This is a genomic window from Petrotoga sp. 9T1HF07.CasAA.8.2 (assembly GCF_002895585.1).
Taxonomy (GTDB): Bacteria; Thermotogota; Thermotogae; order Petrotogales; family Petrotogaceae; genus Petrotoga; species Petrotoga mobilis.
The window spans coordinates 115,409-129,215 of record NZ_AZRI01000012.1 but is presented as its reverse complement, the minus strand read 5'-3'; the positions used below and the strand labels follow the sequence as shown (position 1 = coordinate 129,215).

Below are 13,807 nucleotides of genomic sequence, written 5' to 3'. Positions count from 1 at the left end.
ATAGTAGAATAAAAAGATCTCGGTTGCTTATGCAACCGAGATTACTTATTTTACTTTTGGGAGTTTTCAAAAAGTTTTGTCTTTTGTAGACCGAATAGCACTATGTATGCAACGAGAATTCCTACGGTGAATTGTAAAACATTCCAAGGTACCTCAAAAATCGGCATCACCCAATTACCAACTATAATTCTACCTGTAAAAAAGTATCCTATAACCATCCATAGACCGGCTATCATACTTCCCATCAAATTACCTAATCTGAAGATTTTTGAATCCTTCCCCCTAAGAAACAACGAAATTAGTATTATGGCTATTGGTATTGCTAAAAGAATAATGTTGATTAATCCCCTAGCGTTTAATAAAAAATTTTCTAACTCTTCTATATTTTCATATCCCAATTCATTCATTAAATTGTTAGTGAAAGGAGAAGTAGCTAAATTCTCTATCAAGTTTTTTAAGAATAAGGAAAGAGTTAAAGAAAAAGCCAACCATATACCTATACTTGAGAGAAAAATTGTAAGTTCTTTTTTGCCAGAATATTTGTTTCTATAACTATCGGAAATCCAACCGACTAAAGCCCCCATAACGGACTTTATAATTAAAGTAGGTATAGCCCAATAAGCATAACCTCCAACCAAATCCGCCAAAGCCGAACCTAATCCTCCGGCTAAAGCTCCAACCCTCCTGCCAAACAAAATTGCTGAAATGAATATCATGCTGTCTCCCAAATGTACGTAGCCCCTTGTGAACGGGACAGGAACTTTTATCGCAAAGGTTAAAACAAAAACTAAGGCAATCATTATACCAGAAATTGCAACATCTTTCGTTTTCAATATAAATTCCTCCCTCTAAGTAGAAATCCAATAATAAACTAAAAGCTGTATTTTTCACTTAATTATACAACATCCACTCTTTGAATACAACAGTTCAAATATATCTTTCGTTAATGAGAAAATATTTTCTATGAATTTTTTTTCATTGCTTGAATAATTGCCTGTAAAAAGCTATATTCACTTATAATCAGCTCTGGCGTCCTTTGACTTTTTAGTTTATTTAAATTATAATAAGAACTGTTAGAAAATAAATTTATACTTTATCCCTACGGAATGGGGAACGAAACGGGGTGGGGAGCGGGGCAAAGGGGAGCAAGTCTCAGAAGAGATAATAAAAATGAGAATGAGGAGGGCAAGATATGAAAATATCTCAAAGAGTTTTAAATACACAATTTTCTCCTATTAGAAAATTAGTTCCATATGCAGAAAGGGCAAAGGAAGAAGGTAAAAAAGTTTACCTTTTAAACATAGGGCAACCTGATATTGAAACACCTAAAGCATTCTTCGAAGGGATAAAAAAGTACTCATCCAAAGTAATTTATTACAGTCATTCTGCAGGGCTATTAGAGTTACGTGGGGCTTTTTCCGATTATTATAAGTTGTGGGATATAGACTTTGACTCCCAAGAGTTGATCGTCACTACAGGTGGAAGCGAGGCAGCAATTTTCGCTTTGGCATCTGTTGCAGATCCAGGAGATGAAGTAATGGTTATAGAGCCTTTTTATGCTAATTATAAAGGTTTTGCAGAGATGCTAAATGTAAAACTTTGCCCAGTGAAATCGGATCCGGAAACCGGCTACGCTGTTCCAAGTATAGAAGAATTCGAAAAGGCTTACAACGAAAACGTTAAGGCAATAATCTTTTCAAATCCTTCAAACCCGACAGGAGCTGTGTACAGTTACGAAGAAGTAAAAAGAATCGTTGACTTTGCAAAAGAAAAAGACATATTTGTAATATCAGATGAGGTATATAAAGAATTCACTTTTGATGGAACTAAGCATGTATCCGTCATGGATTTTGAAGACAAAGACAGATTCATCTTGATAGACAGTGTGTCAAAAAGATACAGTGCTTGTGGCGCAAGAATTGGAGTTTTTGCTACAAAAAACAAAAAACTTTTAGAGCAAGTTATGAAATTTGCTCAATCTCGATTATCTCCACCTTTGTTGGCTCAATTTGGTGTTTTAGGGTTACTAAAGGATTTGGGGAAAGATTATTATCAAGGTGTTGCATTAGAGTACCAAAAAAGAAGGGACGCTGCATACGAAGAGATAAAAAAGATCGAAGGAGCCGTTTGTAAGAAACCCCATGGTTCATTTTATCTCTCCGTTAAACTACCGATCGATGATTCTGAGGAGTTCATTAAGTGGATGCTTACAGACTTCGATGTGAATGGAGAAACTGTAATGGTTTCACCGTTGTCAGGCTTTTATGCTACACCAGGTGCTGGCAAGCAAGAAATAAGGATCGCTTATGTATTAAACAGCGAAGAGTTAAGAAAGGCTTGTAATATCCTAAAAGAAGCTGTGACCGTTTACAATGAGAGAAAAATAAAAGTTAAATGATATCAATAGGCGCCGTTTCAATATACGGCGCCTTTGAATTAATTTTCTGAATTTTTGTCAGTTTGTTCTTTGGCAGTTTTGGGCGATGAAGGTTTAACGTACTTTTTGTTTTCCGGCTTTTGCCTTGTGAAATATATTGCCAAAGATAATCCAATAAGGTTGGCAATAAAAATAACGCTTAAAATCATTGAAGAGTATACAACAATAGACAAAGCAGAAAGCACACTAAGTAGTATGATCGAAAATGTCATACCGTATTTTTTGTTAAATAGAAACAGAAAATAAAAAAATATTAAACCTCCTACCAATCCGACAAATAAACCTATAAAAAGAAAGTTTAAAAAATCCGAAAAATTAAAATACTCGAAAAGTCTTTGATTGACACTTTCAAGATAAAACAAGTAGACAGAAAGTCCCGCTACCACGATACTTCCAATAATTGCTATGCTTCTTAAAAAAACTTTCAAGTTATTCATTCTATCCCCTCCTCGGCGGTTGAATTTTCTTGGCTAATATTTTCTTCTTGCGGTGCATGAGCTGAATATGTAAACTTTCTATACAAGTTTTCTATTAATATTATAACTAACAAAAGTAAAAGAGAAACTAAAAAACCGTTGAGCGTTCGTAAGACACTCAAGTTCAACGGTGTGTGTATATGTAAAAAAGTGTCAAGTATCGATACCGGTAGTAAAGCCTTAAAAAAGTCCCATATAAAACTTCTCCCTGAAAGAGGAGTTGTATAATAAAACAAGTACGAAATAAGTTCTTTTGTTCGCGGCCTTGCTATAAGCGCTCTTTCTAACGCATCCCTAACTCTTCTTTCAAAATTTGTAACAAAAGCCCAGTTTGAACTTCTTACTATGTATATAATTCCAGCAAATGCGACAAAAATAAGTAATAAAATATCCGACTTGTTAAATTTAAACTCTTTAACCTTCTTAAAAGATTCCGCGATATTAAATTTGCTAAATCTAAAACCGGTAAAATCCATAAACGCTTTCAACAGTACTAACAAAGGCAAAACTAAAAGTAGAATTTTGATCCCTCTAACGTTGTTAAGCTTGAAGATAAATAAAGAGTTGTAAGCGCTCATATACACTAAAACTCCAAATAATAAAGCATAGCCAATTATTTTTAGGAGGTTATTTTTAGAAATTCTAAAAAAGATGATGACTGAAAACAAAGTTGCGGCCAAAGTGAAAGACCAATTGTATAAAAAGAAAAAAGCCAAAATATATAAGATAGCAAAAAGGGGTATATATACTAATAAATTCATTGTGATGAGTCCGAAACCTATCCATGGCACGATAACTGAGGGAGAAAAGTACTTAACTGAATCGATTGTAACTGGGGTTCCTAAATCTTTTTGAACTAATCTTATTAGCTCTGGGGTCCTTGGATGATCGGGGAACAAAAAGTATCTTATCTTTCTCTCTTTCAATGCCCTATGAAATCTTTGAACTATCATCTGATCATCAAATTTATCTATTTCTCCAGGTTTGATGTAATGTACATATCTCATATTATTAAGGATGTCCTTATTCATTTTATCTTTTATTTCTGTAAAATACTTATCAAAATCAGAAAACTCGACAACTAGTAGGCAATCGTATTGGTTTGTTAATTCTCTTAGAAAAGATTGATCTTCTTCGAAGCCTTGAGATTCAAAGTCTTTTAATATGGCATATTGGTTATAAACCAAGTAATTATAGCCGCTTTTTTGTTCAGAATTCAATTGATCTTCTGTAGGCAGTATAGAATAATTTTTAGAATTTTGATAATCAATATAAAAGGCGTAAAAGAAGAAAATCAAAGAGCTAAATAAAGTAATAAAAATTATCGGCTTTCTTATTTTGTTCATTTTAGATCCCTCAATTCCTCTTTGGGCTTTTCTCCAGTTTGTCCAATACAGTTTGAAGATCTTCACTCAGCGGTGCATAAAAATCGTAATGCTTATTATTATAATCAAAAGAAATCTTACTCGCATGAAGAAAAATTCTTTTTAAACCATAATTCTTTCTTAAGATTGTGTTTTTCTTTTTATCCCCGTGATTATCATCCCCAGCGATGGGAAAACCTAAATCAGCGAATTGAACTCTTATTTGATGTTTTCTGCCTGTGTATAATTCAATCTCTACCAAAGAATATAGCTCACCAAATAAATCGAATTTTTTCTTAAGGTTAAATTTTAACTGTGCTGTTTTACCATAAACTGTAGAAACTAATTCTCCACTTTTTTTATTTAAATTCCCTACCAATAAGGTTAAGTAGTATTTCCTTGTTTCTCTACTTTTGATTAACTGTGTTAACTCACGAGCTGTTTGCTTGTTTTTTGCCACAACCATTACCCCAGATGTTAATTTATCTAAACGATGTACCAAGTGAGGCTCAAATTCACCTCGTGAGTAATGCATCACTCCTTCGATTATCGTTGCCATTTCTTCTTTAGAACCCGGATGTACAGACACTTTGGCAGGTTTGTTTATCACTAGAAGGTCTTTATCTTCATAGATAATGTCAAAAGAGACTGGTCTTGCCTTTAAAGAAGGTTGAGTAGGTCTGGATAATTCTTCTAATTTATTTTCATCCAGAATAATTTTAACGTTGTCTCCTATTTCTAAGATATAATTGTTCTTTTTGACCCTCTTTTCATTGACTTTAACAAAACCTTTTCTTATCAAACCATAAATAGCTCCCAATTTTATTTCGGGATAATTTTTTCTTATAAACGTGTCTAACCTAGAATAATAATTTTTTTCGTTCACTGTTGTTTCTTTTTCCAACCTTAAATGAGCCTCCCTTAGATTAACCTCCTTGCCGAAAAAAAGAAAAACTTTTTTGACGCAATATTCATTCGTTTATTTATTATATCACCTTTTTGTTTTTCTTGTGAAAAAACCTTGGAATATTTTATATCCCTAGAAAAAAATAAAATGTTCTTTCTGGTTTTGGGATTTTTTTGAAAAATTTAATCTTTTTTCTTATCTTTTGTATTACCTTAAAAATTTTAATATAACTTGACTTTGTTGAATTGAGTCGGCATAATAAAAATGGTGTCACAATGAATCAACTTCTAAAAAGGGGTGAAAAATTCTGTTGTTTTTTAGAAAATTAATAAAAAGAGCTTCAAATACTGAATAGGAGGAGAAAAAATGGAGATAAAAGCAAACCCAGAACCTTTTAAAATTAAGATGGTGGAACCTATCAAAAAAATTTCAAGAAAAGAAAGGGAAGAAGCTTTAAAGAGGGGTGGTTATAATTTATTTGCCTTGAAATCAGAAGAAGTCTACATTGATTTGTTGACTGACAGCGGTACTGGCGCAATGAGCGATAATCAATGGTCAGGATTGATGTTGGGAGATGAATCTTACGCAGGAAGTAAAAGTTTCTACCATTTATGGGAAACAAGTAGAGAAATCTTTGGACATAACTATTTTGTTCCAACTCATCAAGGAAGAGGAGCAGAACAGGTTTTATTCCCCCTTTTAATTAAAAAACCTGGTCAATACGTTTTGAGTAACATGCATTTTGATACAACTAAGGCACACGTCGAATTAGCTAAAGGTAAACCTGTCGACTTAGTTATAGAAGAGGCTCTTGATACAGATACCTATCATCCCTTTAAAGGAAATTTTGACTTGGAAAAATTGGAATCCTTTATATTAGATAAAGGAAGTAATAGTATTGCTTTTATCATAATAACTATAACTTGTAACAGTTCGGGTGGACAACCTGTTTCTATGCAAAATATAAGGCAAGTTAGTGAAATAGCCAATAAATATGGGATTCGTGTATTTCTAGATGCAGCTCGTTACGCTGAAAATGCTTATTTTATAAAGCAAAGAGAAAAAGAATATTTTGAAAAATCCATAGAAGAAATAGTGAAAGAGATGTTCAGTTATGCCGATGGGTTCACCATGAGTGCAAAAAAAGACGCCATAGTAAATATAGGTGGATTAATTGGGATTAAAGAAGATGAAGCCCTGTTTAATCAAGTAAAAGCAGCTCTTGTCCCTTTAGAAGGATTTCCTACATATGGTGGTTTAGCCGGTCGAGATATGGAAGTGATGGCAAGAGGTTTAAAAGAAGGAATTCAATTTGATTATTTGGATTATAGAATAAAACAAGTAAAATACTTGGGAGATAGGTTAAAAGAGGGTGGAGTACCAATTCAATATCCAACTGGAGGACATGCTGTTTTTGTGGATGCTAAAAAAATGCTTCCTCATATACCTTATTACCAATTTCCAGCTCAAGCATTGGCAAACGCACTTTATTTAGAGTCTGGAGTTCGTGGTGTAGAAGTTGGATCATTAATGATGGGGCGTGATCCTCAGACGGGTGAACAACTTGAATCTCCTTTTGAATTTTTAAGATTGGCTATTCCAAGAAGAGTCTACACTTACACTCACCTTGATTACGTTGCTGAAGGATTATTAGCTGTAAAAAATATATCTAACTCACTCAAAGGATTAGAATTCACATATGAACCAGAAATCCTTAGACATTTCACTGGCAGGTTAAAACCAGTAGAATAAAGTGGCATGATTGAAGAGATTCTAAAGAGAGCAATTTTACAACATCAGGAGGTTGATAAAAAATGAGTAAAAAAATAGCGATCAAGACAAAAAATGCTCCTTCTGCAATTGGCCCCTATTCTCAGGCTATTAAAATCGGAAATCTGGTTATAACAAGTGGTCAAATTCCTTTTACGGCTGAAGGCGAACTAGTAAGTGGTGATATTAAAGATCAAACCAGGCAGTCTTTAACAAACATTAAAAAAGTCCTGGAAGAAGCGGGTTTAAGTATGGATAAAATAGTTAAATGCACCCTTTTTATCCAGGACATGAATGAAATGGCAGCAATAAACGAAGTTTATCAGGAATTCTTTACTGAACCTTATCCCGCCCGTAGTGCTGTGGAAGTCGCTCGACTGCCCAAAGATGTCAAAATTGAGATTGAGGCAATTGCCTCCGCTGAATAGCAAATATCGCAGCAACCAAAAGTATCTTTAAAAAGCTCCCCTATCCAGTAGGCAAATTCCTTACTTTGATGGTTAAAAGATGAGTTTTTAGTGAACTGAACATAAGAAAGGGGATCTGAGGGGGGATAAAAACACCTATTTTCCACTTCCTGCAGTTAACCCTCTAACCAAATTGTTTTGAACGAGTAGTCCGAAGATTATCATGGGTATAACAGTGATCAACGCAGCAGCGCTCATTACCCCCCAATCAACATTCTTTTCACTTACAAACATATTCACAAGTACTGGCAGTGTTCGGGTCTCCTGACCAGTTAAAATTAAGGCGAATAAAAATTCATTCCATGATACGAGTGCACATAATATCGAAGTTGCCGAAATTCCTGGTAATACTAAAGGAAGAACTATTTTTCTCAACGATTCAAATCTTGTACACCCATCTATCATAGCAGCTTCCTCTAGTGATTCAGGAATTTCAGAAAAAAAGCCTTGCATCATCCACACCGCAAAAGGTACGCTGAAAAAAGAACTAGCAATGATAATAGGGATGTATGTTCCTGATAGATTTAGAATGCGAGAAATTAAGAAAAAAGGTAACACCATAACAATCGGTGGAGTCATACGTGCTAACAGTATAATAAATGACAATAGACTTGCATGTTTCCATTTAAAACGAGCCAATCCATAAGCTGCTGGTATACCAAGAATTAGAGCTAAAATAGTGGAGGAGGCGGTAACTATAATACTATTGAAGAAGGCTCTTACGAATTCCGTGTTGCTAAAAAAAATCTTATAATTTCTTAAAGTGAAATTTTCTGGGATCCATTTTGGTGGAATTGTGAACTGATCAATAGGTGTTTTAAAGGATGAAAAAAGAATCCACATAAGGGGATAAAGCGTCCAAATTAACGCTATAACTACTATTGTCAATGACAATACTTTTATAATTTTACTTTTACTCATTATTATCCCACCCTAATATTTTCATATAGATTAAAGTAAAAACAATCGCTAAGAAAAATGAGATCAGATTAATCGCTGACGAATATCCCATTTGGTATGATTGAAATGCAGTTCTATAACCATAAAAAGAAAGTGTTTCTGTAGCAGAACCTGGTCCACCACCCGTCATGATAAAAATGGTGTCAAATACTCTTAAAGACGTTAACGTCCTAATTACAATAGCAACCATGATTGAGGGTCGTAGTAAAGGTAGAGTTATATAAAAAAATCTTTGAATAGCTGAAGCTCCATCCACATATGCGGCTTCATATGGTTCTTGTGGCAAAGCTTTTAAACCAGCCAATAAAACTAAAGTAACAAAAGGGGTATATTCCCAAACATCCGCTAATATGACCATGAACATGGCAGAGTTTGGATTTGCTAACAATGGATTTTCTGCTATTGAACCAAATCCTATGTTCATTAAAAGTTGTGGTAAAGGACCGTAATCAGGATTTAAAATAAATTTCCACACGAATCCGACTACAACTGGAGCAATCATGAAAGGAATTAAAATTATCGATTGAACAACTTTCCAACCTTTAAATTCTGTATTTAGCGAAAGAGCTATTATAAAACCAAATATTAGTTCCAAAAGAACTGAAACTATAACAAAGTAGAAAGTTCTTCCCATGGTTTCCCAGGTAAAAGAGTCTCTAAAAGCTCTTGTATAATTTTGTAATCCTACAAAACTTATTCCTAAATCAGGTCTTAAAAGGTTCCAATTAAAGAAAGAAATGACTACAGTATATACAATAGGAATCAAAAAAATCGATATTATGAAAATAAGTGTGGGTAAAACATATCCAACATTATTTAATTTGTTCTTAGGCTGCAATCAACAAAACCTCCTTTGGAGTAAAGCCCCGTTAAAACGGGGCTTTATTGGATTCAATAATAATAACCATGATCTTTCAATAGTTGGAAAACACCATCTGCAGCTTCATTCAAAGCTTCTTCGGCCGTTTTTGACCCGCTTAGATATTCAGATACCGCAGGAGCTATATAATTATTTACTATGGAATTTCCTTCTGGAATGAGCGGGACCATAGGAGTTGGGATAGAGTTTTCCATTGCTTTTGAAAAGCCCTCCAACCATGGAAATTTTTCTCTCAACTCTGGATCGTTTATAGACGAAAAACGCGCTGGGATGTTACCGTAAGGAGCAGCATTTACTTCATTTTGCGTTTCAGTCACAAACTTTATCCATTCTAAGGCTTCTTCTTTATTCTTACTTGCAGAGCTAATAGTAAAACCCCATGAAATATACAACATTGGTAATTTTTCATCTTTCAATTCTTCCGGTCTTGGGAATCCAACAAAGGATGATTTACCAATAACTTTTGAAGTTTTTGGATCTTCTGTGTAAAGCATGGCTGTTGTCCATAGTTCAGCCATAGCGCTTCTTCCTTGTGTGAATTCTGTCAAAGCATCCTGAAATACATAGGTTTTTGCAGCAGGATTTGCGTATTTAAACATTTCACCCACTTCTTCCAAAGCTTCAATACCTTCTTTGGAATTAAAAACAGGTTTCATTTCATCATTTAAAAGACTTCCTCCTCTTGCCCATAATCTTTGCAGGAAATGAGTGGCAAGAAATATACTTCTTTGGCCCATGAGAGTTACACCGTATAATTCTGGAGGTCTATAGAAAAATTCAGCGATATCTTTATATTGTTCCAACGTTTGTGGTGGAGTTAGTTCATACCCGTATTTTTCTTTGAAAGCCGCTTTCTCCTTAGGATCGTTGAACAAATCAGTCCTGTAAACTACACCTCCCAACTCATTCATATACGGAATGAAATACAAATTTCCATTTTGCCAGGCGTTTTCTATACCGGAAATATCTTCTAAATTTAACTCTTCGTATCCTTCTATCTTGTTTATGGGGTATATATATCCAGCAGTTGCTAAAGCAGGATACCAAAGCATTGAAACATAAGGTACATCAAAATCGACTCTTCCAGAGGTAAAGGTTAACATCAGCTGATCAAAATAATTTGCATAAGGGAATTGCTGAATAGTTGCCTTTATCCCTGTTTCTTTTTGAAAATCATCCATAACTGTTTTCCACGCTTCAGTGTGTATACCTACTTCACTCACTAAATTCACTTCTGAAAACATATTTGCAAAAACTAATAAAGAAACAAAAAGAATAACTAATACTCTACCTTTCCGCACTTTGAACACCTCCTAATTAAAGTTCGTTTTGGTACAAGTCTTTAATTGCCATTAAAGTAATATCAATAGCTTTGCTTGTTGAAGACTTTATTATGTTTCTATTAGTATCTGGGACGCTTAGATCTACTTTGTCTCTATTAGATTGTTTGAATCTATTTGCATAACATATGCCAATAAATCCTGCTTTTATACCTCTTAACGATGAGACAACGAAAAGAGAAGAAGCCTCCATATCCATTGAAACAACTCTGTATCTGCTCCATCTTTGAAAATATTCAGGATCCCTATTGTAAAAACAAGAATGACTCCAATTTATCCCTGTTTTGAAATCAAGATTTAGACTCTTTGCTGCAGAAATAAGTCTTAAATATACTTCTGGTGAAGCTACCGCAGGGAAATTCTGTGGTACATAATATTGACTAGCTCCATCATCTCTCACGCAAGCATGAGGAATTATGACATCTCCTTCTTCAATTTCTTCTTGTAATCCAGCAACACTTCCAATCCTAATCAGTATCTTTGCCCCAATATTTATAAGCTCTTCGTAGACAATGCTTGCAGAAGGCCCACCCATTCCTGTTGAAGTGACTGATACAGGGTAATCTTCATAATAACCGGTATAAGTAATAAGTCCTCTGTTTTCTGAAACTTTTTTGGGATCGTGTAGTTTACTGATAATACTTTCTACTCTGCCTTGATCACCGGGAACAATCACTACAGGAGCAACGTCACCCGGCCCACATTGAATATGGTATTGAATTTGATTTTCTAATCCTGTTGGAACCCTAAAATCTTGTTTAAACACAGAATCTCCTCCTTGTAGTTTTAAATACGTTATATTTTTCTTCTGAATACACTCAATTTGAAAATAGAGGTATTTATGTAATCCAATGAGTGAAGTAAGGGAATATTATTTTCATCGTAGTGAACTTCTAATAAAAGAGTGACTGCTTTTTTCTCGGGAATTTTCAATAAGTTGGCAAGTTTCTTATCAGCATCAATAGCTTCTATTTCTGAGATAGCATGTTTAATGGGTCTCATAAAATATTTGTCTAAATAGGTAAAAATCTCCTCATTTTTACTGTTTTCATCTTTTAAAACGGAAATTATTGCGTCTTTCCCTCCGGGAATCCTGTTGATAACCATATACGTTTCTGCGTATATAACGGGGATACCGTCAGCCGTATAAACTCTTTTAATTTTGATTAATGGTTCTTTAGGAGTAATTTCCAATTTTTTTGAGAGCGAAGGAGATGCGTCTACTTCCTCAAACTCGTTTAAAATAAGGTCAGGTAATTTTCCTGAGGTCGAAATTATAGTTGAAACACCCCTTAAATAATCTAAGCCTGTTTGAACAATACCTTCTTTCTTCACTACAAATGTACCAAGTCCTTGTTTTCTAATGATCAAACCTTCTCGCTCAAGGCTTACTAATACTTCTCTGATTAATGTTCTGCTAACCCCTAAATTTTCACATAGTTCCTGTTGAGAGGGTAATTTATACCCTTCAGGGAGTTGAGTTATTTTTGTTCTTAATTCATTCAATATTTCTTTATATAAGGATCTACCAGCTTTTGAAATCATTTAGCACCTCCTCAGATTAAAACATGAAAATAAAATAACTTTTAGGTTAAAACTAAATAACATATCATACTTCATATCTTTATTCTAATTATAACTTTAATTTTTATATTTTGCAAACTTAATTATTTGTGATTTGAGATGATTAAGAGTAATTAAGAGCTTTTATAGCCGATTACGTTGAAAATTCTTAAAAATGCTCTTTCTAAACATCGTACTATGATCTGGTAAAATACATTCAAGGGAGCATAAAATGGTCGGTATAGAGAAAGCAACTACGAAGGAAAGCGAAGATAATGGATGCAGAAAAAGAAAATACTATAGCTATCAAGTTTTATAAAAAGTTAGGATATAAAAAAACAAGTGAATCAACGTTAGAATTAAGTCGGCAAGGGAAATTGAGTTTTTTATGTATGGAAAAAGTATTATGATTGAAAACAAAAACTCGGCTAAATGATTTTTAGCCGAGCTGTGAAAGATAAAAAATTAACCATAAAATTTTTCTGTAAGAATCGTTGAAATTTTTTCCAAAAGGTTAAACTCATGAGCTAATTGAAAAATAGTGTATCTATTTCTGATTTCTCGGGCATGTATTATACTATCTTGAAAGACATCTTTTGGAATACCTAATTCTTTTGGGTTATATATCGAACCTACCATTTTGTGAATTGAAATTAAGTACTCGGGATCTGGTGGAGTTAATCCTGTTGGAAGTTTATCTTTCATTAATTGATAGATCATCGAAACAACAACCGTTCCTACTCCAACAGAATTTCCATGTAAAGGGTGTGGTATATTTTTTGATATAGCATCCATTTCCCAATAATGAGCTAAATGATGCTCTGCTCCTGACGCTGGCCTAGAGTATCCTACAAATCCAATGGCTACTCCAGAGATAATTAAAGCTTCCATTATCTGTTTAGTGACTTCTTCGCTCCTTTGACTTATTTTCTCAGCGTTTTTTACGCAAAGATCCCTTGCTTTCTCTACAAATTCAACGGTTTTTTCACAATAATATTCATTGTTAATTAATTTAGAAAGTTTCCAATCCGTCAAAGAAGTAAACTTTCCAATAATGTCTCCGAATCCTGCATGAATCATTTCTAAGGGTGAATTTTTTAGAACTTGTGTATCTGCTACAATTGCTTTTGCATAAGTTGCTTCATACGTTTTTTTAAAACCTTCTACAATTAAAGGGGAAACCATTGAAGCATATCCGTCCATTGAAGGAGCGGTTGCGAAGATTACATAAGGGATATTGAGTTTGTGACTTAAAAATCTACAAAGATCGTTTATAGTCCCAGAGCCAACGCCAATTATTAACGATGTATTCTTAGGGATTTCTATCAATAATCTTCCGACGCTTTTTTCATTTGGAATCAAATGATCTTCATTTTGAAAAATAAACTCAGTTATTTGGTAATTTTCTCTTTTTAAGAGTGTGATTAGTTCTTTCCCCCAACTCTTATAGGTATTTTTATCAGCCACAACAAATAAATTTTCAGAGTTAATAATATCTATAAAACTACTTTTATCATTCAGAATATTACTCCCTACAATTATTTTTTCAATATCTACTTTATGAGTTCTTCCACATTCACATTTGAAATTCAAACCAGCCATTTGTTCTATTTTAAGATTTAAAAGATCAACCATCTTTTTTC

Annotated in this window: 13 protein-coding genes; 3 read left to right on the top strand and 10 right to left on the bottom strand. The window is 33.9% G+C overall.

Going from position 1 to position 13,807, the window contains the following annotated elements:
* Window positions 1-50 precede the first annotated feature (50 nt).
* Window positions 51-833 (bottom strand): ECF transporter S component, encoded by a 783-nt coding sequence (locus tag X925_RS02800; RefSeq protein WP_199171214.1) that lies wholly within the window; start codon window positions 831-833, stop codon window positions 51-53.
* A 359-nt stretch (window positions 834-1,192) separates the two neighbouring features.
* On the opposite strand from X925_RS02800, the gene X925_RS02795 reads away from it, so the two are divergent.
* Window positions 1,193-2,398, top strand: a complete 1,206-nt coding sequence (locus X925_RS02795; protein ID WP_103065964.1) for a pyridoxal phosphate-dependent aminotransferase — start codon at window positions 1,193-1,195, stop codon at window positions 2,396-2,398.
* A gap of 38 nt (window positions 2,399-2,436) precedes the next feature.
* Here X925_RS02795 and X925_RS02790 read toward each other — a convergent pair whose 3' ends face one another.
* The 3 genes from X925_RS02790 to X925_RS02780 are packed head-to-tail and all read right to left on the bottom strand — an operon-like array spanning window position 2,437 to window position 5,181.
* The gene (locus X925_RS02790) at window positions 2,437-2,874 is read right to left on the bottom strand and encodes a hypothetical protein (RefSeq protein ID WP_012208161.1); all 438 of its coding nucleotides are present in this window, start codon (window positions 2,872-2,874) and stop codon (window positions 2,437-2,439) included.
* Window positions 2,871-4,259, bottom strand: a complete 1,389-nt coding sequence (locus X925_RS02785) for a DUF5693 family protein (protein WP_121959067.1) — start codon at window positions 4,257-4,259, stop codon at window positions 2,871-2,873. The genes X925_RS02790 and X925_RS02785 overlap by 4 nt, the downstream gene beginning before the upstream one ends.
* A gap of 10 nt (window positions 4,260-4,269) precedes the next feature.
* Window positions 4,270-5,181 (bottom strand): RluA family pseudouridine synthase, encoded by a 912-nt coding sequence (locus X925_RS02780; protein WP_121959066.1) that lies wholly within the window; start codon window positions 5,179-5,181, stop codon window positions 4,270-4,272.
* Window positions 5,182-5,550: 369 nt separating this feature from the next.
* Here X925_RS02780 and X925_RS02775 point away from each other — a divergent pair, with 369 nt between their 5' ends.
* Both X925_RS02775 and X925_RS02770 read left to right on the top strand, forming a co-directional pair.
* Window positions 5,551-6,936, top strand: coding sequence for a tryptophanase (locus X925_RS02775; protein WP_012208158.1), 1,386 nt, complete (start codon window positions 5,551-5,553; stop codon window positions 6,934-6,936).
* Between the two features lie 62 nt (window positions 6,937-6,998).
* Window positions 6,999-7,382, top strand: a complete 384-nt coding sequence (locus X925_RS02770) for a RidA family protein (RefSeq protein WP_121514494.1) — start codon at window positions 6,999-7,001, stop codon at window positions 7,380-7,382.
* Window positions 7,383-7,517: 135 nt separating this feature from the next.
* On the opposite strand, the gene X925_RS02765 is transcribed toward X925_RS02770, so the two are convergent.
* The 6 genes from X925_RS02765 to X925_RS02740 form a co-directional block, all read right to left on the bottom strand.
* On the bottom strand, window positions 7,518-8,342 hold the full coding sequence (locus X925_RS02765) for a carbohydrate ABC transporter permease (protein WP_012208156.1): 825 nt from the start codon (window positions 8,340-8,342) through the stop codon (window positions 7,518-7,520).
* On the bottom strand, window positions 8,335-9,219 hold the full coding sequence (locus X925_RS02760) for a carbohydrate ABC transporter permease (protein ID WP_103065959.1): 885 nt from the start codon (window positions 9,217-9,219) through the stop codon (window positions 8,335-8,337). Before X925_RS02760 ends, X925_RS02765 begins: the two co-directional genes overlap by 8 nt.
* Window positions 9,220-9,272: 53 nt before the next feature.
* Entirely contained in the window at window positions 9,273-10,562 is a 1,290-nt protein-coding gene (locus X925_RS02755) for a sugar ABC transporter substrate-binding protein (protein ID WP_199171462.1), read from the bottom strand.
* Between the two features lie 16 nt (window positions 10,563-10,578).
* A complete protein-coding gene (locus X925_RS02750) occupies window positions 10,579-11,367 on the bottom strand; it encodes a nucleoside phosphorylase (protein WP_121959065.1) in 789 nt (262 codons plus the stop codon).
* A 29-nt stretch (window positions 11,368-11,396) separates the two neighbouring features.
* Window positions 11,397-12,146 carry a GntR family transcriptional regulator gene (locus tag X925_RS02745; RefSeq protein ID WP_012208152.1) on the bottom strand — a complete coding sequence of 250 codons (750 nt, stop codon included), beginning with the start codon at window positions 12,144-12,146 and terminating at the stop codon, window positions 11,397-11,399.
* Between the two features lie 483 nt (window positions 12,147-12,629).
* Window positions 12,630-13,799: a sn-glycerol-1-phosphate dehydrogenase gene (locus tag X925_RS02740; RefSeq protein WP_121959064.1), complete on the bottom strand. Its 1,170-nt coding sequence runs from the start codon at window positions 13,797-13,799 to the stop codon at window positions 12,630-12,632.
* Between the last annotated feature and the right edge of the window lie 8 nt (window positions 13,800-13,807).

Bases quoted from the DNA above. Each gene is read 5' to 3' on its own strand.
- X925_RS02785 (WP_121959067.1), bottom strand. From the start codon at position 4,259: ATGAACAAAATAAGAAAGCCGATAATTTTTATTACTTTATTTAGCTCT.
- X925_RS02745 (WP_012208152.1), bottom strand. From the start codon at position 12,146: ATGATTTCAAAAGCTGGTAGATCCTTATATAAAGAAATATTGAATGAA.
- X925_RS02775 (WP_012208158.1), top strand. From the start codon at position 5,551: ATGGAGATAAAAGCAAACCCAGAACCTTTTAAAATTAAGATGGTGGAA.
- X925_RS02795 (WP_103065964.1), top strand. From the start codon at position 1,193: ATGAAAATATCTCAAAGAGTTTTAAATACACAATTTTCTCCTATTAGA.
- X925_RS02790 (WP_012208161.1), bottom strand. From the start codon at position 2,874: ATGAATAACTTGAAAGTTTTTTTAAGAAGCATAGCAATTATTGGAAGT.
- X925_RS02765 (WP_012208156.1), bottom strand. From the start codon at position 8,342: ATGAGTAAAAGTAAAATTATAAAAGTATTGTCATTGACAATAGTAGTT.
- X925_RS02740 (WP_121959064.1), bottom strand. From the start codon at position 13,799: ATGGTTGATCTTTTAAATCTTAAAATAGAACAAATGGCTGGTTTGAAT.
- X925_RS02770 (WP_121514494.1), top strand. From the start codon at position 6,999: ATGAGTAAAAAAATAGCGATCAAGACAAAAAATGCTCCTTCTGCAATT.